General features: G+C 72.5%; 20 protein-coding genes. 9 read left to right on the forward strand and 11 right to left on the reverse strand.

The genetic code is table 11. The features are described 5' to 3' along the window. Positions 1-115 precede the first annotated feature (115 nt). The gene (locus tag ACZ47G_RS07540) at positions 116-1267 is read left to right on the forward strand and encodes a uroporphyrinogen-III synthase (protein ID WP_465740516.1); all 1152 of its coding nucleotides are present in this window, start codon (positions 116-118) and stop codon (positions 1265-1267) included. Further along, positions 1267-1962, forward strand: coding sequence for a sirohydrochlorin chelatase (locus tag ACZ47G_RS07545; RefSeq protein WP_465740517.1), 696 nt, complete (start codon positions 1267-1269; stop codon positions 1960-1962). The genes ACZ47G_RS07540 and ACZ47G_RS07545 overlap by 1 nt, the downstream gene beginning before the upstream one ends. 45 nt (positions 1963-2007) lie before the next feature. Here ACZ47G_RS07545 and ACZ47G_RS07550 read toward each other — a convergent pair whose 3' ends face one another. Next, a complete protein-coding gene (locus ACZ47G_RS07550) occupies positions 2008-2901 on the reverse strand; it encodes an alpha/beta fold hydrolase (RefSeq protein ID WP_465740518.1) in 894 nt (297 codons plus the stop codon). Positions 2902-2958: 57 nt separating this feature from the next. Here ACZ47G_RS07550 and ACZ47G_RS07555 point away from each other — a divergent pair, with 57 nt between their 5' ends. Beyond that, a complete protein-coding gene (locus ACZ47G_RS07555) occupies positions 2959-3537 on the forward strand; it encodes a TetR/AcrR family transcriptional regulator (RefSeq protein ID WP_465740519.1) in 579 nt (192 codons plus the stop codon). Between the two features lie 106 nt (positions 3538-3643). Here ACZ47G_RS07555 and ACZ47G_RS07560 read toward each other — a convergent pair whose 3' ends face one another. Then, entirely contained in the window at positions 3644-4891 is a 1248-nt protein-coding gene (locus ACZ47G_RS07560; protein WP_465740520.1) for an MFS transporter, read from the reverse strand. A 96-nt stretch (positions 4892-4987) separates the two neighbouring features. Between ACZ47G_RS07560 and ACZ47G_RS07565 the strand changes: the two genes are divergently transcribed. Further along, positions 4988-5431, forward strand: coding sequence for a DUF6210 family protein (locus tag ACZ47G_RS07565; protein WP_465740521.1), 444 nt, complete (start codon positions 4988-4990; stop codon positions 5429-5431). A 108-nt stretch (positions 5432-5539) separates the two neighbouring features. Beyond that, on the forward strand, positions 5540-5941 hold the full coding sequence (locus ACZ47G_RS07570; RefSeq protein WP_465740522.1) for a helix-turn-helix domain-containing protein: 402 nt from the start codon (positions 5540-5542) through the stop codon (positions 5939-5941). A gap of 110 nt (positions 5942-6051) precedes the next feature. Here the strand turns inward: ACZ47G_RS07570 and ACZ47G_RS07575 are convergent, their stop codons facing one another. Together ACZ47G_RS07575 and ACZ47G_RS07580 are read right to left on the reverse strand one after the other, a co-directional pair. After that, complete coding sequence (locus ACZ47G_RS07575) at positions 6052-6654, reverse strand: ClpP family protease (RefSeq protein ID WP_465740523.1); 603 nt, start codon at positions 6652-6654, stop codon at positions 6052-6054. Position 6655: 1 nt separating this feature from the next. Then, positions 6656-7288 (reverse strand): ClpP family protease, encoded by a 633-nt coding sequence (locus ACZ47G_RS07580; protein WP_465740524.1) that lies wholly within the window; start codon positions 7286-7288, stop codon positions 6656-6658. A gap of 264 nt (positions 7289-7552) precedes the next feature. Here ACZ47G_RS07580 and ACZ47G_RS07585 point away from each other — a divergent pair, with 264 nt between their 5' ends. After that, on the forward strand, positions 7553-9307 hold the full coding sequence (locus tag ACZ47G_RS07585; RefSeq protein WP_465740525.1) for an alpha/beta hydrolase: 1755 nt from the start codon (positions 7553-7555) through the stop codon (positions 9305-9307). After that, entirely contained in the window at positions 9304-9867 is a 564-nt protein-coding gene (locus ACZ47G_RS07590; protein ID WP_465740526.1) for a hypothetical protein, read from the forward strand. Before ACZ47G_RS07585 ends, ACZ47G_RS07590 begins: the two co-directional genes overlap by 4 nt. Positions 9868-9946: 79 nt before the next feature. Here the strand turns inward: ACZ47G_RS07590 and ACZ47G_RS07595 are convergent, their stop codons facing one another. The 3 genes from ACZ47G_RS07595 to ACZ47G_RS07605 are packed head-to-tail and all read right to left on the reverse strand — an operon-like array spanning position 9947 to position 11932. Next, on the reverse strand, positions 9947-10855 hold the full coding sequence (locus tag ACZ47G_RS07595) for a phosphorothioated DNA-binding restriction endonuclease (RefSeq protein ID WP_465740527.1): 909 nt from the start codon (positions 10853-10855) through the stop codon (positions 9947-9949). A gap of 14 nt (positions 10856-10869) precedes the next feature. Next, positions 10870-11067, reverse strand: coding sequence for a DUF397 domain-containing protein (locus ACZ47G_RS07600; protein ID WP_465740528.1), 198 nt, complete (start codon positions 11065-11067; stop codon positions 10870-10872). Positions 11068-11080: 13 nt separating this feature from the next. Further along, positions 11081-11932 (reverse strand): helix-turn-helix domain-containing protein, encoded by an 852-nt coding sequence (locus ACZ47G_RS07605; protein WP_465740529.1) that lies wholly within the window; start codon positions 11930-11932, stop codon positions 11081-11083. Positions 11933-12094: 162 nt separating this feature from the next. On the opposite strand from ACZ47G_RS07605, the gene ACZ47G_RS07610 reads away from it, so the two are divergent. Then, complete coding sequence (locus tag ACZ47G_RS07610) at positions 12095-12430, forward strand: hypothetical protein (protein ID WP_465740530.1); 336 nt, start codon at positions 12095-12097, stop codon at positions 12428-12430. 573 nt (positions 12431-13003) lie between these two features. Here the strand turns inward: ACZ47G_RS07610 and ACZ47G_RS07615 are convergent. Beyond that, on the reverse strand, positions 13004-14602 hold the full coding sequence (locus tag ACZ47G_RS07615; protein WP_465740531.1) for a purple acid phosphatase family protein: 1599 nt from the start codon (positions 14600-14602) through the stop codon (positions 13004-13006). A gap of 118 nt (positions 14603-14720) precedes the next feature. Then, complete coding sequence (locus ACZ47G_RS07620) at positions 14721-15575, reverse strand: S-methyl-5'-thioadenosine phosphorylase (RefSeq protein WP_465740532.1); 855 nt, start codon at positions 15573-15575, stop codon at positions 14721-14723. Positions 15576-15796: 221 nt separating this feature from the next. Here ACZ47G_RS07620 and ACZ47G_RS07625 point away from each other — a divergent pair, with 221 nt between their 5' ends. Beyond that, complete coding sequence (locus ACZ47G_RS07625) at positions 15797-16480, forward strand: transglycosylase family protein (RefSeq protein ID WP_465740533.1); 684 nt, start codon at positions 15797-15799, stop codon at positions 16478-16480. 122 nt (positions 16481-16602) lie between these two features. On the opposite strand, the gene ACZ47G_RS07630 is transcribed toward ACZ47G_RS07625, so the two are convergent. Further along, entirely contained in the window at positions 16603-17376 is a 774-nt protein-coding gene (locus ACZ47G_RS07630; protein ID WP_465740534.1) for a class I SAM-dependent methyltransferase, read from the reverse strand. A 160-nt stretch (positions 17377-17536) separates the two neighbouring features. Continuing rightward, on the reverse strand, positions 17537-19348 hold the full coding sequence (locus ACZ47G_RS07635) for an APC family permease (RefSeq protein ID WP_465740535.1): 1812 nt from the start codon (positions 19346-19348) through the stop codon (positions 17537-17539). Between the last annotated feature and the right edge of the window lie 318 nt (positions 19349-19666).

Below are 19666 nucleotides of genomic sequence, written 5' to 3' on the forward strand. Positions count from 1 at the left end.
CCGGCCGCCGGGGTGCACGCCACGACATCCGGCGTAACCGCAGCGGCACCTTCGCTTACCGGCGGGTGACGGCCGGGCAATGCCCCCGTAACAAGCGCCCCGCAGGCTGGCCCGCATGGCAGCGACCCCCACCACGCCGGGACCGGCCCGACCGGCAGGACCGCCGGGCCCGCTCACCGGCTTCACCGTCGGCGTCACCGCGGCGCGCCGCCGCGAGGAGCTCGCCGCCCTGCTCACCCGGCGCGGCGCCCAGGTGGTCGAGGCGCCGGTGCTGCGCATCCTGCCGCTCGCCGACGACCTCGCCCTGCGCGAGGCCACCGAGCGCTGCCTGGCCGCCCCGCTGGACTACGTGGTGGCCACCACCGGCGTCGGCTGGCGCGGCTGGATGAGCGCCGCCGAGGGCTGGGGCCGGGGCGCCGCCCTCGCCGAGGCCTGCCGCGCCTCGGTGGTGCTCAGCCGCGGCCCCAAGGCCACCGGGGCGGTCCGCGCCAGCGGGCTCGGCGAGGGCTACTCCCCCGACACCGAGGCCACCGACGAGCTGCTCACCTGGCTGCTGGCCCGCCCGCTCGCCGGGTGCCGGATCGCTGTCCAGGAACACGGGGTGCGGCTGGACGCCTTCGCGGCGGCCCTGCGCGAACGCGGCGCCGAGGTGATCTCCGTCCCGGTCTACCGCTGGGCGCCTCCGGAGGACCCGGGCGCGGTGCGCAGGCTGCTCGACCAGACCGTCCGCCGCCAGGTCCACGCGCTCACCTTCACCAGCGCCCCCGCCATCACCGCACTGCTCGTCACCGCCCGGGCCGAGGGCCGCTACGAGGCGCTGCTGGACGCCCTGCGCACCGATGTGCTGCCGGTCTGCGTGGGGAGCCTGTGCGCCCGGCCGCTCACCGACCTCGGGCTGCCCGCCGTGCACCCCGAACGCGGCCGGCTGGGCGCCCTGGTCCGGCTGCTCGCGGACACCCTGCCGGGCCGCTCCAGCCGTGAAGTCACCCTCGCCGGACAGGTGTTGACCCTCCAGGGGAACGCCGCCCTGGTCGACGGCGAGAGCCACTGGCTCAGCCCGCGCGGCGCCGCCGTGCTGCGCGCCCTCGCCGAACGGCCCGGCCGGGTGCTCAGCCGCGCCGACCTGCTGCGCGCCGCGTGGCCGGACGCGGCCGCCGACGAGCACGCCGTCGAGGCGGCGGTCGGCCGGCTCCGGGCCGCCCTGGGACCGCACGCCGCCCTGATCCGCACCGTCCCCAAGCGCGGCTACCGGCTGGCGGCGGGCTGATGCTGCTCGCGGTCGCGCACGGCAGCCGGGACCCATCGGCCGCCGCCTCGATCCGTGCCCTGCTCCGGACGGTCCGCTCGCTCCGGCCCGAACTCCCGGTCCGGTGCTGCTTCCTGGACCTCGCGCAGCCGTCCCTCGGCCAGGCCCTCGACCGACTCGCGGGCGCCCGGCCGGTCCTGGTCCCGCTGCTGCTCGGCACCGGCTACCACCTGCGGGTCGACCTGCCCGCCGCGCTCGCGGCCGCCGGCCTCCCGCCGGCCCACCTCGCCCCCGCCCTCGGCCCCCACCCGCTGCTCGCCGAGGCCCTCGCCGACCGCCTCACCGAGGCCGGCGCCCCCGCCGACGCCCCCGTGGTGCTGGCCGGCGCCGGCTCCTCCGACCCCACCGCCCTCGCCGACACCGCGCTCACCGCCCGGCTGCTCGCCGCCCGCATCGGCCGCCCCGTCACCCCCGCCCACCTCTCGGCCGCCGCCCCCACCCCGCAGCAGGCCGTGGCCGCGCTCCGGGCCGCCGGGCACCCTCACGTCGGCCTCGCCACCTACCTCCTCTCCCCCGGCTTCTTCGCCCGCCGCGCGGCCGGCACCGCGGCCCGCTGGACCAGCGCCCCGCTGGCCGACCACCCGGCGGTCGCCCGGCTGGTCCTCCACCGCTACGACCAGGCTCGCGCCGGGGCGACCGGGGCGGCCGCCGCCTGACCGGTTCCTGACGGGGGGCGGTTCGGGGGCGGTTCGGGGGGCCGCCTACACCGACTGCTGCACCGAAGCGATGAAGCCCAGCAGCCGCTCGTTGACCAGCTCGGGCTGCTCCAGGTTCAGCCCGTGCCCGGCCCGTTCGACGATCTCCGCCCGCACGCCCGGGATCAGCGCCGTGACCCGCTCCACCACCTGGCGCGGCCGCAGCAGCGCGCTGCGCCCGCCGACCAGCATCAGCACCGGCAGCCCGATCGAGCCCAACTCCCCGTCCGTGAACGGCCGGGCCGGCGGGCGGCTGCTCGGCTTGTAGCTGCGCATGGCGAGCATCAGCGGGGCGATCATCTCGCGCGGCGCGCCGAGCGCCGGGTTGGCCAGCAGTCGCCCCACGGCGGGGCGCAGCGGGCGCGGGGCCAGCATGCCGAACAGCCCGCCGATCATGTGGGCGTAGAACCGCGCGGGGACCTTCTCGATCCCGCCCGGGTCCAACGACGTGACGGAGGAGAGGCGTTCGGGCCCGTGGACGGCCTGGTTGAGCGCCAGCCAGCCGCCGTACGAGACCCCCACCAGGTGCACCCGCTCCAGCCCGAGCCCGGCCAGCACCTCCCCCAGCCAGGCCGCGTTCTCCGGCGACCCGGCGGCGACGGCGCGCTGCACGCTGCGGCCCGGGTCGTCCAGGGTGTCGATCGCGTACACCGGGTGGTGCGCGCCGAGGGCGGCGATCTGCGGGTACCAGTTGGACGGGTGCCCGGCGTGGCCGTGCAGCAGCACGATCGGCTCGCCCTCGGTGGGCCCGTAGTGGTGGACGTGGACGGTGCCGTAGCCGGTCTCGACGTCCAACTCCCGTCGTGGGCTCGGCCAGAGCTCCATCGCCCGGTCGTAGGCCTTGAGGAACTTCGCCTTCGCGGCCTCGCTGGCGAAGTGTCCGACGCTGGTCCTGGTCATGATCCCTCCCGGTTTTGGTGATATGGTTGTACCACAAAAACATCCGGAAGGAACCCGATGCCCAAGCTGGTGGATCACGAGGAACGACGGGCCCACCTCATCGACGCCCTGCTCCGCTCGGCGGCGCACAGCGGCCTGCACTCCGTCACCATGCGCTCCGTGGCGGCCGAGGCCGGCGTCTCCGTCCGGCTCGTCCAGTACTACTTCGACACCAAGGAGCAGCTGCTCCTCGCCGCCATGACCCGCCTCGCCACCCGGATGGGCGAACGCGTCCAGCAGCGCGTCCGCGCCACCGGGGCCGGCACCGACCCGCGCCGGATCATCGAGGCCGTCCTGCTCGAAGCCGTCCCCACCGACCAGGAGAGCCGGGCCTTCCACCTGATCTACACCGAGTACGCCGTACTCTCCGTCACCGACCCCGCCCTCGCCGGCCGGTCCTTCCTCGCCGCCCCCGACGAGATGGAAGCCTTCCTCACCGCCCAGCTCACCGCCGCCGGCGCCGCCGACCCGCGCCAGGAGGCCGTCGTCCTGCTCGCCCTCTCCGCCGGCCTCGGCCTCAGCGTCCTCCTCCACCAGCGCACGCCCGAGGACGCCACCGCCGTCCTGCACCACCACCTGGGCCGGATCTTCCCCTGACGCGCCCCGGGCGCAGCGGGCACAGCGGACGCGGCGGGCGCGGCGGACGCGGCGGGCGCGGCGGGCACAGCGGACGCGGCGGGGTTCAGGTTGTGAGCGCCGGGGTTCAGGTTGTGAGCGCCGGCCCGGCCTCGGCGGCGGGCCCCGCGCCCGGCGACACCGGGCGGGTCCGCTCACCCCAGGCGGCCACCGACGGCCCGGCCGCCCCCAGGACGGCGAAGAACACCCCGAGCAGCAGCCACCCCGGCCGGCCCAGCGGGAGCACCAGCCCGGTCAGCACCAGCGGGGCGAGCGCCTGGCCCGCGTCGAAACCGATGCCGAACAGGCCCTGGTACTGCCCCTGGGCGTGATCGGGCGCCAGCCCGTAACCGAGCGCGTAGCCCGCCGAGGACTCCCACACCTCCCCGACGCTGTGGACGCAGACCGCGAGCACGGCCAGCACCGGCGCGACCCAGGTCGGCACGTCCGCCGTCAGCGCCATCAACGGGCAGCTCACCAGGAACAGCAGCCCGGCCAGCCGGAACGCCCGACCGCCCTGCCGCGGGGTCTCCACCCCGGCGCCGAGCCTGCTCTGCAGCAGCGCGCAGACCGCGCTGTTCACCGCGTAGACCGCCGCCACCGTCCAGCGCGGGGCGTCGGTGTGGGCGCTGAGCCAGATCGGCAGCAGCAGGGAGACGGTCTGATACTGCAACCCGATGGCGCTGTACAGCGCCACGAAGGACACGTACGGCCGGTCGGCCAGCACCGACCACCGCCCATGCGCCGCGGGCCGCGGCAGCGGCGGGTAGTCCGGGACGCGCAGGAGGGCGATCAGCCCGGCGAAGGCGAAGCTCGCGGCGTTGGCGAGGATCAGCCCGGTGTACGCGGCCCGGGTGTCCAGCTGGACGGCGATGGCCGCCCCCAGGGTGCCCACGACCACCCCCAGGTTGACGAACGTCCGGAGCCTGGCCCGGAACGCCGCCGGCCGCTCCCCGCCGACCCGCGCGATCAGCGCCCCGCCCGCGGCACCCGCCGCGGTGGCGGCCAGCCGGTCCAGCGTGGCGACCAGGGCGAACACCAGCCAGCCGTCGACGAGCACGAAGGCCGCCATGGTGGCGGCCTGCACGGCGAGGGCCGTCAGCCAGACCCGGCGCGGCCCGTACCGGTCGGCCAGGTTCCCCGCCGGCACGCCCGCCGCCAGGCCGCACAGCCCGGCGACCGTCAGTCCGGCCCCCACCTGGGTCGCGGGCAGGTGCACCACCAGCGTGAAGTAGAGGATGGCCGCGCTGTTGAACAGCCCGTTGCCGACCCTGCTGACGAAACTCGCGGCGATCAGGGCCCGCTGCGCACCCGTCCCCGGCCCCCTCCTGATCATGTCAAGCAGGCTAACAGAGGCCCCACAGCCCGCCCTTCGGCCCGCCCCCGATCAATCCCGGTGCGGCATCCGGCCGTTCTGTGCGACCCTCCGACCATGTCTCACCCGAACCACGGCAAGCGGTACGTCTTCCTCGACCCGGTCAGCTCCGGCACGGGCCTGGGCTGGATGTTCGTCATCGTGGCGGCGCCCACCGGCGTGGTCTACCAGAACCAGGGCGGCGGCCTCCGCTGCGCCCAGTACGAGCAGGAGGGCTACCTGATCCCCCTCCTCGGCCGCCGGCTGGACGACGAACTGCGGGCGATCTTCGTCCGCGAGCTGAAGAAGCGGGGATCGAGCGGCCTGGACTGGCCCGCCGACCTCCTCGACCGCCTGCGGGCCGCCGTCGGCTTCTCCGTCTACGCCTCCGACAACCGCGACGACGCCCTCCCCACCCCGCTGGTCCTCGACGAGTCCCGCCTCGCCCAGGCCGACGAGGCCTGGGTCCCGGTCCTCACCCCGGACGGACCCGGCATCCTGGTCTGGGAGAACTCCGACTAGAGCGCGGCCCGCCGCAGCAACGGCCGAAGGCCGCTCGGTGCGCACGACTTCACCGAGGGCAGAACGCCGCCCCCTTCCCCCGGCGCCCCGGATCCCTAGGCTGAAGGGGTGAGCACTCAAGCGCCGAACGAAGCCCGCGTCATCCCGCTGCGCCCGCAGACCCCGCCGCCGCGTTCCGGCCCGGGTCCCCAACCGGCCGCACCCAAGGAACCGCTCTGGCGTGACCTGGTCGGCGACGTGCTGCGGCGCGAACGGCTCGCCCAGGAGCGCACGTTGAAGGACGTCGCGGAGGAGGCCCGGATCTCCATGCCGTACCTGTCCGAGTTGGAGCGCGGACGCAAGGAGGCCTCCTCCGAGGTGCTCGCGGCCGCCGCCAGGGCCCTCGGACTCGGCCTCGGCGACCTCCTCTCGCTCGCCCAGGACGAACTGGTCCGGCACACCCGCAGCCAGTCGGCCCACCGCCGCACGGCGCCGTCGGCGCGGACCAACGGCCTCTGCCTGGCCGCCTGAACGGACCGCCTGGACGGACCGCCTGGACGGACCGGCGGCCGGTACACCCCCGTGGTACCGGCCACCGGTCACGCGCCGGGGATCACGCACCGGGGATCACGCGCCGGGGATCAGCCGAACGCCAGCCGCCGGCTCAGCACCTCGTCCGCGAGCCCGTACCCGACGGCCTCCTCGGCGGTGAGCACCTTCTCCCGGTCCATGTCCGCGCGCAGCGTCGCCACGTCGTGCCCCGTGTGCCGGGACAGCACCTCCTCCACCTGGGAGCGGATCCGCACCATCTCCTTGGCCGCGAGGGTGAGGTCGGAGACCATCCCCTGCCGCCCGCCGCTGGCCGGCTGCCCGAGCAGCACCCGCGCGTGCTGGAGCACGAACCGCCGCCCGGGATCCCCGCCGGCCAGCAGCACCGCCGCCGTCGACGCCGCCTGGCCGACGCAGAACGTCGAGATCGGCGCCTGCACGAAGGTCATCGTGTCGTAGATCGCCATCAGCGAAGTGAACGATCCCCCGGGCGAGTTGAGGTAGATCGAGATCTCGCGCTCCGGGTTCTCCGACTCCAGGTGCAGGAGCTGGGCGATGACCACGTTCGCGACCCCGTCATCGATGTCGGTGCCGAGGAAGATGATCCGCTCGTTCAGCAGCCGGCTGAACACGTCGTAGGACCGCTCGCCCTGAGCCGTCCGCTCGATCACGTACGGAACCGTGTACGACCCCATGTCAGAGCCCCATCCGTCGCCGCGACGAGGCCGGACGGATGTCGGTCACCGACTCCACCACCCGGTCCACCAGCCCGTACTCCACGGCCTGCTCCGCCGTGAACCAGCGGTCCCGGTCGCCGTCCCGGGCGATCGTCTCCTCGCTCTGCCCGGTGTGCTCGGCGGTGATCCGCTCGATGGACCGCTTGGTGAACTCCAGGTTCTCCGCCTGGATCTCGATGTCCGCAGCCGTACCGCCGATCCCCGCCGACGGCTGGTGCATCATGATCCGCGCGTTCGGCAGCGCGAACCGCTTGCCGCGCGCCCCCACCGTGAGCAGGAACTGCCCCATGCTGGCCGCGAACCCCATCGCCAGCGTCGACACGTCGTTCGGGATCAGCCGCATGGTGTCGAAGATCGCCAGCCCCGCCGACACCGACCCGCCCGGGCTGTTGATGTACAGCCCGATGTCACTGCGCGGGTCCTCCGCCGACAGCAGCAGCAGCTGCGCGCACACCCGGTTCGCCGACACATCGTCGACCTGCGTGCCGAGCAACACGATGCGCTGGGCGAGCAGTTGGGCGGCCAGATGGTCGTCGAAGGCGCTGGGCGGAGTGTCCCCCCGCTCCGCGCGGGGCGCGTCGAATGAATTCATGTGGTCCCTCCTCGTCGGGCCGAAGATGCCGTCGACCCCACTCTCACCCCCGACCGCCGCCCGGCCCCCGTTTCTCTGCCCGCCGCAGATTCGCCGAGGGCAGAGCCACCCGGCCCCAATTCATGATCCATTACTATTTACGGACGAATAACCACGGAACCGGGCAGTACACCGGCGCCGAACAACGGGGGATGAATGAACGTGGCGAACGCTGATGCGACATCGGCGATGGCCGAGCGGCGCGGGCGGGGGGCCCAGTAGGCGATGGACATCAAGACCCTCCAGGACGCCGACGTCATCGGCATATCCACCGCGAAGAACGCCTTCGACACCCTGGCCACCGCCTTCGGCCAGCACATCGAATCCTGGCAGAACGACGTCGTCGGCCGGCTGAACCACTCCGAGTGGACCGGCACCGCCGCCGGCCACGCCAACACCCGGATCACCGATCTGGGCACCGAACTCCAGGCCGCCAAGCAGGAACTCGGCCTGGTCAGCCGGGCCCTCCAGGACGCCTACGACGGCTTCGCCGCCGCCCAGGCGCACCTGATCAACGCCCTCGACGACGCCAAGACCCACAAACTGACCGTCGCCGCCGACGGCGGGATCACCTGGGAGAAGGACCCCAACTCCCCGAACTTCGCGGGCACCGACGCCGAGAACCAGGCCAAGCAGATCCAGTCCCGGATCACCGCCGCGCTCAACGAGGCCGACCACGCCGACCAGACCATCAACGCCCGGCTCTCCCACCTCGCCACCAACGCCAGCAACGGCACCGGCCTGGACTCCGCCACCGCGAAGACCGACACCGACGCCACCAACGCGCTCCAGACCATCCCCCCGGCCGGCACCGACCCCAACAGCGTCAAAGCCTGGTGGAACGGCCTCACCGACGACCAGCAGCACCGGATGATCCTCAACCACCCCGACCAGATCGGAAACCTGGACGGCATCCCCGCCGCCGGCCGCGACGAGGCCAACCGGACCAACCTGAAGAACCTGATCCAGGACCGCAACAACCAACTCAAGAACCTCGGCCCCGCGCCGAAGCAGTACCTGGACCCCGCCGAGACCAACGGCGGTCCCGTCGCGAACCCCGACTACACGGCGTGGAAGCGCAAGCACGACACCCTGAAGGAGCAGCTCGACGGCTTCCAGTCCATTCAGAACCGGCTCGACGGCAAGGTGGACGATGGTGCGGGCGGGCCGCACTCCGACCCACCCCTGCTGTTGTTGGGGATCGGTGATCAGGGTCAGGGCCGCGCGATCGTGTCCTGGGGTGACCCGGACAAGGCCCGGAACGTCTCGTCGTTGGTGCCCGGGCTGAACAGCAACCTGGCCGGCGTCGGAGGCGGCGACGCCACGACGGCGAAGCGCATCTACGATGCCGCAGTGAGTACTGCGGAGATCAACCACGACACGCCGAGCGTCGCGTCCGTGTTCTGGTTGGGGTACGACGCGCCGCAGCTGGACGGCCCCTCGGTGCTCATGAAGGACCGGGCGGACGAGGGCGGGGCCGCGTACAACAAGTTCCTCACCGGACTCCGGGCCACCCACGAAGGCGCACCGGCGCACATGACCGCGCAGGGTCACAGCTACGGCTCCCTGGTGGTCGGGAAGGCGACCCAGCAGCCCGGCGGCCTGCCCGTCGACGACATCGTCCTGGTCGGCAGCCCGGGTGTCGGGGTGGACAAGGCGTCGCAGCTCGGAATCGGTGCGGATCACGTGTACGTCGGGACGGCCAAGAACGACCCCGTCGCGGACGCGCCCGCTCCCGGGATGCTCATTCCCGGTTGGGCCGCGTACGAGGCGATCGCGCATCCCGACGGGTCGTGGCACGGCACCGACCCGGCGAGCCAGAGCTTCGGCGGGCAGCGATTCTCGGTGGCGGACGGGACCATGACCGACTCCCACGACAACTACTTCGGGAAGCACGACAAGGGTGGCGACTCGCTCTCCAACATCGGGAAGATCGTGAGCGGCCACGGCAACACGATCACCCGGGAGGATCCGAGATGAGGGCCAAGGCATGGCGGCTGACCGTGCCAGGGGTACTACTGGCGCTCCTGGTCGGCTGGTACGCCTGGCCGGAGCCCGAGAAGCCCATCATCCCGATCGAGCAGGCGCAGCACCGGCTCGCGGCCGAACTCGCCGATGTCGCGGGGGCCTTCCATCCGGGGCTCCAGTGGGCCGAGACGAGGTACGAGACCGAACCCGACCTGACCGGATTCTGCGGCACGTCCGGGTGCAAGAAGACGGGTCGGGCGATGATGACCACCAAACAGACGGCCCGAGTCCGGATCTCCTCACAGCGGTTCAACGAGCCGCTGGAGATCGTCCAGGCGCTCTGGGCCGCAAAGGGGTACCCGGTTCGCCATGAAGGGTGGTCCGTGGAGGTGAAGGACCCGGGGTTCACCCTCTGGTTCGTCGTGGGTGTGAACGGTTGCGCCGAGGTGCGGGCCGACCTCACCGACGTCACCGACACCACCGATGACAAGTTGGAGGGCGGGTTCGGCCAAGGACCACTGAACTACGCCGCCCAGTGCGCGACGGTCGACGATCCCTACTGGTCGCACTGACACCACGAGCCCGCCCGGCCCAGGTTCCTCGGGCCGGGCGGGCTCGGCGGTCCCTCCCCGGGCCGTTTCAGGTGCCGCGCTAAGCGACCGTCGCCCCGCACTCCACGGGTTGACGCGGGGCGCCGTGGAACACCTGCCGCACATGCCACTCCCGGTGCCGGTCCGCGACCGGCGGATTGCCCGGCTGCGGACCGATCAGCGGACGCCCGGCGAGCGCGAGCACCTGCCGGCGGCTGGCCTGGCTGCGGCCGACGAACCGCTGGGAGACCAGGATCCGGCGTCCCTCCCCCAGGCCCAGGACGCCCTTGTCGAAGAGCTTGTGGTGCAGCGAACAGAGACACAGGCCGTTGTCGACCTCGTCCGGCCCGTCGTGCGACCACCAGCGCACGTGGGCGGCCTCCAGGCCGACCGTGCTCGCGCCCAGGGCACCGTCGTAGCCGCAGAACGCGCACTGGAACTCGTAGGCGGTGAGTATCAGTTCGCGCATCCGCCGGTCCCGCTGACGCCGGGCGCCGACGACCGCGGTCGTCTCGGCCCGCTCCAGGTCGAGACCGACCGCCTCGCAGAGATCGGCGTGCAGCGACGACGGGAAGTGCGCGTCCAGCAGCACCCTGGCCATCCGCCCCAACAGCGCCGGCTCCTCCCCGAGCGCCACCCGCAGCCCGGCCGCGAGCCTGCCCGTCGCCCCGCTGGAACGCAGCACCCCGACCCCGCTGCCGGGACTCCCCGGCCCGTCGTCGGTCCGGACCTCCCACACGCCGTCGCTGACCATGTGGTGGAACGGATAGCCGGGGTTGGTCGGATTCGCCGGCCCGTAGTCGGCGAGCAGCCGCTTCAGCTCCTCCTCGACCACGCTGTAGCGCAACTCCCCGCTGGTGTCCCGCTGGTAGCTGCCGAGGGCGTACAGCAGCAACAACGGCTTGTGCGGCGCCCGAACGCCGTTGCTCGTCCAGCGCCTGAGTTTCGCCACGCGTTCCAGCCAGTCCATGCACGTCAGGGTAGCTACGTCGTCAGATGGTCGAACTCCCCGGCCTTGACACCGCGCAGGAGGGCACGGAGCCCGTCCGGCGTGGTGGTGACGATGACGTCGGGGTCATCACTCTCGCGGATCTTTATGGTGTCGCCGAGTGTCGCCGCGACGTAGATGCAGTTGGCGGTGTCACCGCTGAATGAGGACTTCTGCCACTTCTGAACGGCCATGATCGTTCCTGTCTCACATGCTCTGGGCGGTACGGCGGATGAGATCGCGAGACGCCTCGGGCCCGAGTGCGGTCGCCTCCAGCCGATCCAACACGGCTCGATACTTGATCAGCTGCGGCTCGGTGTCAATGAACTCGAATCGGTCCCCATCGACCTGAACACTGTCCAACCGGGCGACCTCAGCGGCGAAGTACACGATCCCGGCACCGGAGCTGGGGTAGCTCCCGGTACCGAACGGGATCACTCGCACATCGACGTGAGGGAGTTCGCTCGCGGTCAACAGGTATTCCAGCTGATCACGGGCCACCTCGGTCCCGCCGAAACCCATGCGCAAGGCGGTCTCATGGACAACGGCGGAAAGTGGGGTCGGCTGCTTCCCGAACAGCACTGCCTGCCGCTTGATGCGATGGGAGACAAGGTGCTCCACTTCGGGCGGCGACAACGGTGGGACTACATCACGGAAGAGCGCACGGGCATGCTCCGGGGTCTGGAGAAGCCCGGGGATGTGAACCACTGAGACGATCCGCATGGACTGCGCATGGTGCTCGACCTCCGCCAGGTCGAGCGCCCCAGCCGGAAGGATCTCGCGGTACTCCTCCCACCACCCCCGCGTGCGACCACCGGTCATGCCAGTCAGCGCATCGATCAGGGCATCATCCGAGCACCCGTAGAGACGCGCCAGGGTCCGCACCCGGTCCGCGCTCACCGGGTATCCGCCGGCTTCGATGCTGCTGATCCGCGACTGCGTCGCACCGTGCAGTTCCCCGGCCCGCGTGGCTGACAGACCCGCTTGCTCGCGCAACCGACGCAGTTCTGCACCAAGACGTCGCTGCCGGGCGCTCGGCGGAAGCTTGCTGGGCGGCATCCGCCGCTCCCTTCACTCTTTGGGGTGGATGTGCCATGGATCCCTCAAAGAGGGTGGACTGCATCCTACCGACTGGCTATCTTTGATCCTGCGTCAGGGACGATCGCTGCCCACTGGTGGCGTCAGCGCAGCGTCCAACTCCCCTTCACGTAGGAGATTTCCATGACTGCTGCGCCCTCGCCAAACCCTCGCCCGTTCGACATGACGTTCGACCAGGAGCTGCGCGGACTCGTCCTCGACACCGCACCCCGACTCTTCGCCGTCGTCCAGGTCTGCGGCGTAGGCGAAGCGGCCGCCGACGGCTGGGTGGCGGCCTGGGGCCTCGCCGACCCCGACGGTCTCACCCATGTCATCACCCTCGACCGCCGAACGCACCTGACCCTCCCCTCGCCCGACCGCGCCCTCCGCCACTTCGCTCGACACCCGAACATCACCGCCCACCTGATCTGGCTCCCCCACCCGCCCGCCGCCGCACCCGACCACCCCCAAGCCGCCTGACCGCACACGAAAGGGCCCGCCGCCCGGGGAGCGACGGGCGCGGGCGCCTTCGGCACAGGAAGTCGGACGGGCCGACTTCCTGTGCGGCGTGAGGCTCTACACCGTGACGAAGCGGCGGTGACCGTCGGCGGCGAGGATGCGGCCGAAGCGCCCCCAGGTGACCTGCCAGTCGCGTTCGCTGCACTGGACCACCGAGTGGGTCGCGCCGCCCAGCAGGAGGGCGGGGCAGGCGCCGGGGGGCGGTCAGGCAGGTGGAGGCTTCGAGGCCGGGGCAAGGGCGAAGTCGGCTTCGGAAAGCTCCAGTTGGTCGCCGAGCGGGGTGCGTCTATCGACAGGCACGCGGACTCGGCGGGCCCGGGTCTTGCGTGCGGGCCCGCCCTTTTCGCTTCCGCCCCGACGCGAGCACGATCGCGTCGGGGCGGGGCGGGGAAAGAAGCCGTGATCGACCCACAGCCCTCCCGACCCCTGCGCAGGAAGTCGGCCGGGCCGACTTCCTGCGCAGGGGCGCCAGCCGATGCCGCCGGGGACGGGCCCGCCGCACCGGAACGGCGCGGCGGGCCGAGCAGGGATCAGCTACCGCCGGGCGGCGGCACGCTCGCCCTGGGAGTTCTCGTCCTCGCCCTGGTCGTCGTCGCCCCAGCCGTCGCTGCGGTCGCGGTACAGCGTGAACCGGTCGTACAGCACCGGCGTCGGCAGCGGCGCGGCGGCGGTGGCCGGCACCGAGTGGTAGTAGGACACGGTGATGGTGGTGCGGCCGCCGGGGACCAGTCCCGGGTCGACGTCGAACACGGCCACCCCGTACGGGTACTTGGTGTCCGGGTCGGTGACGGCGGACCAGTGGGCCTTCTCCTTGGCGTCCGGGTCGGCCTTGAAGGTGAGCCGCTGGGTGCGGACGGCGGCCTCGCGGACGCCGTCCGGACCGACCGGCAGGTAGACGTCATCGTGGCCCGCCGTGCCGCCGCCGCCGAGGATCAGGTGGACGGTCCCCTCCGAGGTGTCGATCTGCCGCAGGTCGTCGTCGACGACGGCGGGGGTGAGCAGCCCGCCCGGCTCGGTGCCGCGGACGGGGTGGGTGCGCTCGTAGTCGTGGTCGTGTCCGGCCAGCACGAGGTCGACGGAGTAACGGTCGAGCAGCGGCAGCAGCCTCTCCCGGATGCCCATGTCGCCGCCGTGGCTGGCGGCGGAGGAGGACATCGCGAACTGGTGCAGGTTGACCACGATCCAGTCGACCGCGCTGCCGCCCCGGGCCCGGGACAGCACCCGCTCCAGCCAACGGAGTTGGGCACCCTCGCTGTAGTCGCTGATGTAGACGGACTGCCCGGTGGCCGGGTCGAGGCTGGCGTCGTCCTCGACGGCGATCTCGTTGCCGTCCAGGCTGACGAACAGCACCGAACCGACCTGGAAGCTGTACCAGTTGCCGCAGTGGTCGCGCGTCCCGTTGTCGGGCAGCTCGAAGCGGGTCAGGTAGGAGGCGTACCCGAGGTCGCCGCCGCCCGCCTCGACCTCGTGGTTGCCGGGGGCCGGCATCCAGGGCCGGTTGGCGGCGGACTTGGCCATGTTGTTCATGAACGCGTTCCAGGCCTGCGGCTGGAGTTGCGGGTTGTTGTTGGCGTACGCGAGGTCGCCGTTGAGCAGGTGGAACAGCGGGCTGAACTGCTCGACCTGGCGGACGGCGGCGGCCCCGTGGATGGACGACTTGGCGAACACGTTGTCGCCGGTGCCGAGGTCCCCGAAGCTGGTGAACCGGAAGGCGGCCCGGCCGCGGGCGGGCGCGGTGCGGAAGGTGCCCCGGACGGGCTGGGCACCGTCGTGCAGCACCTCGTAGACGTACGTGGTGTCGGGGCGCAGCCCGTCCAGCCGGGCGTGGTGGGTGAAGGTCTCGACCTTGTTGAGCCCGTCGACGTAGCTGCGGCTGCGCGCGTCGACGGTGCGGCCGGCGCCGCCGCGCGGGGTGCCGATGCGCACCCGGGGGCGCTGCACCGATGCGGCGGTGGCCCAGGAGACGGTCATCTGACGGGACGGCTCGTTGCCCCACTGGAGGTGGATCTGCTCCGGTCCGGGGGTGCCGGCGACGGCCGGCTGGGTCCACAACAGGGTGGAGGCGGGCACGGCGGTCAGCGCGCCGACCGCCGTGCCCGTCCGAAGGATCGTTCTACGAGAGGGGTGTGCCACTGCCGGAACCTCCTGGCTATGAGAAACGCCGAGGAGGCTCCCAGCCGGACGGTACGTCCGCCCCACGTTCGCGTGTGGGGACGGCGAACGGGAGCTGAACGCTGGTCCGGGCGGGGAGTCAGCCCGCGGCCACCCCCGGCAGGCCGGTGGTCACGCCGTCCAGTACGTGCGAGCAGACGCAGTCCCGCTCGGCGGGCAGGGCCTCCAGGGCCTTGAACAGCACCGTGCGCAGTCGGTCGACGTTGCCGGCGAAGACCTCCAGCACCTCCGCGTGGGTCACCCCGTCCCCGCTCTCGACGCCGGCGTCGTGGTCGGTGACCAGGGCCAACGAGCTGTAGCAGAGCCCGAGTTCACGTGCCAGGACGGCCTCCGGGTGCCCGGTCATCCCGACCACCGACCAGCCGTTCGCGGTGAACCAGCGCGACTCGGCCCGGGTGGAGAACCGCGGACCCTCGATCACCACCAGCGTCCCGCCGTCCACCGGCTCCCAGGCCGCCGAACGCGCCGCCCCCAGCACCGCCCGCCGCCCCGCCGGACAGTACGGATCCGCCATCGACACGTGCACCACCCCCGGCACCGAACCGTCCGGCAGCACCCGCCCGTCGTAGAAGGTCTGCACCCGCCCCGAGGTCCGGTCCACGAACTGGTCCGGCACCACCAGCGTGCCCGGACCGTACTCCTCCCGCAGCCCGCCCACCGCACACGGCCCCAGCACCTGCCGCACCCCCAACGAGTGCAACGCCCACAGGTTGGCCCGGTAGTCGATCCGGTGCGGCGGCACCCCGTGCCCCCGCCCGTGCCGCGGCAGGAACGCCACCCGGCGCCCCGCCACCTCCCCCACGAACACCGCGTCACTCGGCGGCCCGTACGGCGTCTCCACCCGCACCTCCACCACCTCCTCCAGCAACGCGTACAACCCCGAACCACCGATCACACCCAGCTCGGCCCGCGCCGTCCCCTGATCGATCGTCATCGTCCGTCCGTCCCCTTCGTCGAGTGGCGTCCCGGCCACTCTAGGGTTCGGCTCCGGACGGGGGTACGGCCGGATGGCCGCGGGCCGCCGGGGTGGTGCGCGCGGCCGAGCGGGTGACCTTTCGGACGTGTCGGCGGCGGCGCGCCCTGTCCGGCGTGCGTCGGTTGGAACGCGCCGCCTCCGGGTGGTGCACGCCTTGTCCCCGAACCTGAGAGCCGCCCATGCCTTCCACCGCTCGCCTCCGCCGCCTCGTCCCCACCGCGCTCTGCGCCCTCGCCGTCGCACTCGCCGCTCCCGCGGCCCACGCCGCACCCCCGGGCAGCGACAGCGGGGCCGACCCCGGCGGGAGGTCGGACGGCGGCCGGTACGACTGGGAGCGGGTGGCGGACTGCGAGAGCAGCGGCAACTGGCACATCAACAGCGGCAACGGCTACTTCGGCGGCCTCCAGTTCGACCAGTCCACCTGGCGGGAGAACGGCGGCCTCGCCTACGCCCCGCGCCCCGACCTCGCCAGCCGCGAGGCGCAGATGACGGTCGCCCAGCACCTGGCCGACCGGCGCGGCCTCTCCCCCTGGCCGGTCTGCGGCTCCCGGGCCGTCGGCGGCCACGGCCACCAGGCCGCCCGTCCGCACAACAGCGGCCGGCACGACGACGGCCCGCGCAACGACGGCCGCGACGCGGAGGCCACCCGCGACCACGGGCGCGACGCCGTCCTGCCGCCGCCCGCCGCCGGCTCGGCCGAGGACGGCCAGTGGACCGTCCGCGAGGACGACACCCTGGACCAGCTCGCCGCCACCCTGAACGTCCCCGGCGGCTGGCCCGCGCTGTACGCGCTCAACCGCACCGCCATCGGCGAGGACCCGGACCTCATCCAGCCCGGCCTGGTGCTCCGCCTGCCCTCCTGAGCCCCCTCCCCGCCGCCTCCGGCCCATCCGCCGCCCACGCCGTCCCGCCGGCGTGGGCGGCGAGGCGTTCGGCGGCGAGGCGTCGTCGGCGGCGAGGCGTTCGGCGCCCCGCCGGACCCGGCCTACCGGCGGACCGCCGCCAGTACGTGCAGCCCGCGCGCGTTGGTCTCGTCGTGGCTCGGCTCGAACCCGGCGGCGCGGACCTGCTCCACCACCCAGTCGGTGGCCAGCCGCAGCTTGGGGTAGCTGCTGACCTGCTGGTTCCAGCCCTCGCCGGCGCGGGTGTGGATCAGGTCGTGCACCAGCGCGGTGTCCTCGTCCGGGTACTCCAGGAAGCAGGTCATGATCCGGTCCGCGGTGGAGCGCACCGGCAGGAAGCGGTCAGGGCCGGTCAGCGGGCGGGTGAGGTCGCGGAAGGACAGCACCAGCCGCCCGCCGGGGGCGAGCGCGATGGCGGCGTCGCGCAGCAGCGCCGTCACGTCCACCCGGGTGGGCAGGTGGGTGAGGGTGTCGCCCATGCAGAGCACGGCCGCCACCGAACCCGGCCCGGTGTGCTGCGCCAGCGCGCCGCACAGGTCGGCCTCGACGGTACGGACGGCGTCGGCGTGCCCGGCCTTGGCGGCGGACTCGCGCAGCTCGGCCAGCAGCGGGGCGCTGGTGTCGACGGCGAGGACGGGGTCGAAGCCGAGCGCGGCGAGGGCCAGGCTCTGGGTGCCGGGGCCGGCGCCGAGGTCCACGGCGGTGCGGCCCCCGGTGCCCGCGCCGGTCCCGGGCGAGACGCCGAGCCCGGCCAGCAGCTCGGCCTGCGCCTCGGCCAGCGCGGGGATGTCGCCTCCCAGCATCCAGGTGTAGTGGGCGGCGAGCAGACGGTCGTAGTGCTCGGGTGCGGTGCTCATTCGGGCTGGGCCCCTTCTCGCGATCCGATGTTCCGATGGTCCGATCGCACTCTAGGGCCGCTCACGGGAACGGCGACGGCCCGCCCGGTCCTGGTGGACCGGACGGGCCGTCGCCGTGGCCGTCGCCGTGGCCGCGCTGTCAGGCGTCAGCCGTCAGCCGTCAGCCGACGTGGACGCGCGGACGCTTGGTGCGGTCCGGCTCCGCCTCGCGCAGCACCTCGCGGGTGACCGGCGCGACCTCGCCCTGCCCGAACAGGAAGAACCGCAGGAACTGGGCGAAGGGGTTGCCCTCGGTCCACTCGAAGTACAGGTGCGGCCGCTGCCCGGTGCGGTCCCGGACGGTGAGCGCCAGGGCGGCGATCGCGTTCGGGATGCTGGAGCTCTCCAGGGTGAGCACCCGGTACCGGCCGTGCAGCACCTCGCCGCGCACGGTCAGCTCGGACTCGAAGTCCGAGGCGTCCCGGACGGTCACCTCGACGAAGACCAGGTCGTCCTCGCCCGGGATGTCGTTGTCGGCACGGATCTGCCGGATCTTGTCGCGGTACTCGGCGACGTCCCGATTGGTCGGCTCGTTGGCGATCAGGCGCAGCGGGCGGTGGGCGTAGTCGCGGATGAACCGCTCGGCCGTCTCGTCCAGCACCACGTCGGTGACGCGCAGCTCGAAGGCGCGGCGCAGCCGGGAGAGCAGCGAGACCAGGATGATGCCGGCGATGAAGCAAGCACCGATCTTGAGACCGTCCGGCCGCTCCATGCAGTTCAGCACGGTGGTGTAGAGGAATACCGCCGCGATGATCCCGAAGGCGACGGTCCAGCCGCGCTGGCGCTTCTTGTACGCCGCGATGGTCACCGCGATGGCGGCCGAGCTCATCAGCACCAGCACGCCGGTCGCGTAGGCGCCGCCCTGTGCGTCGACGTCGGCGTCGAAGAGCCAGGTGATCAGGAAGGAGATGAGGGTGAGGACGATCACCATGGGACGCACCGCGCGCGCCCAGTGCGGGGCCATGCCGTATCGCGGCAGGTAGCGGGGCATCAGGTTGAGCATTCCCGCCATCGCGGAGGCGCCGGCGAACCACAGGATGACGATGGTCGACAGGTCGTAGATGCTGCCGAAGGTGCCGCCCAGGTACTCGTGGGCCAGGTAGGCGAGGGCGCGACCGTTGGCCTCGCCCCCGGTCTTGAACTCCGCGGCCGGGATGAGCAGCGTGGTGATGAAGCTGGTGGCGATCAGGAAGACGCTCATGATCACGGCCGCGGTGGTGAGCAGCTTGCGGGTGCCGCGGATCCGGCCGGCCGGGCTGCTCGGGGTGTCGTCCGGGTCACCCTTGATGTGCGGCATCACGGCGACACCGGTCTCGAAGCCGGACATGCCCAACGCCAGCTTGGGGAAGAGCACCAGCGCCACGCCGATCATCAGGATCGGGTTGCCGTGCTGGGTCGTCAGCGCGTCGGTCCAGTCGGTGACCACGTGCGGGGCCTGGATGATCTTCCATACGCCGACGGCCACCACGACCACGTTGAGCGCGAGGTAGACACCGACCAGCGCGACGGCCAGGCCGATCGCCTCGCTGAAGCCCTTCAGGAAGACCGCTCCGAGCAGCGCCACCAGAAGCAGCGTGATCAGCACCTGCTTGCCGCCCAGGACGCTGGTCAGGTGCGGGTTCTCCACCAGGTGCGCGCTCGCGTCAGCCGCGGACAGCGTGATGGTGATGATGAAGTCCGTCGCGGCGAAGCCGAGCAGCGCGAGGACGAACAGCTTGCCCTTCCAGAACGACAGCAGCCGCTCCAGCATCGAGATCGAGCCCTCGCCGTGCGGGCTCTCCTGGGCGACCCGCCGGTAGACCGGCAGCGCGCCCAGCAGGGTCACGAGCACCAGGACGATCGTCGCGATCGGGGACAGCACCCCGGCCGCGAGGGCGGCGATGCCCGGCTGGTAACCGAGCGTGGAGAAGTAGTCGACGCCGGTCAGGCACATGACCCGCCACCAGCGCTGACCCTCGTGCGCGCCGCCGTGTGCCCCGGAGTCCCCCGGCTCCGCGTCCCCCTGCGCATCACCCTGCGTGTCCGCGTCCGGCGTGGTCTTGGAAGCGGAAACGTCCTCCAGGAGCCAGCTGCGGAGCCGTATTCGCGCCGACGACGGGTCCTCCGTCGTCGTCTCCGTCGAACCCGACGAAACCACCTTGCACCTCTTGATTAAAGACCCCGTAAAAGCGCCGTCGGGCGACGGCAGTGCGCCAGGCTATGCGACCGGCGTTAAGGAGACGTCATCGGCCCGCGTTAAGAAAACGTCATG

The sequence above is a fragment of the Kitasatospora sp. NPDC030952 genome (assembly GCF_055571335.1).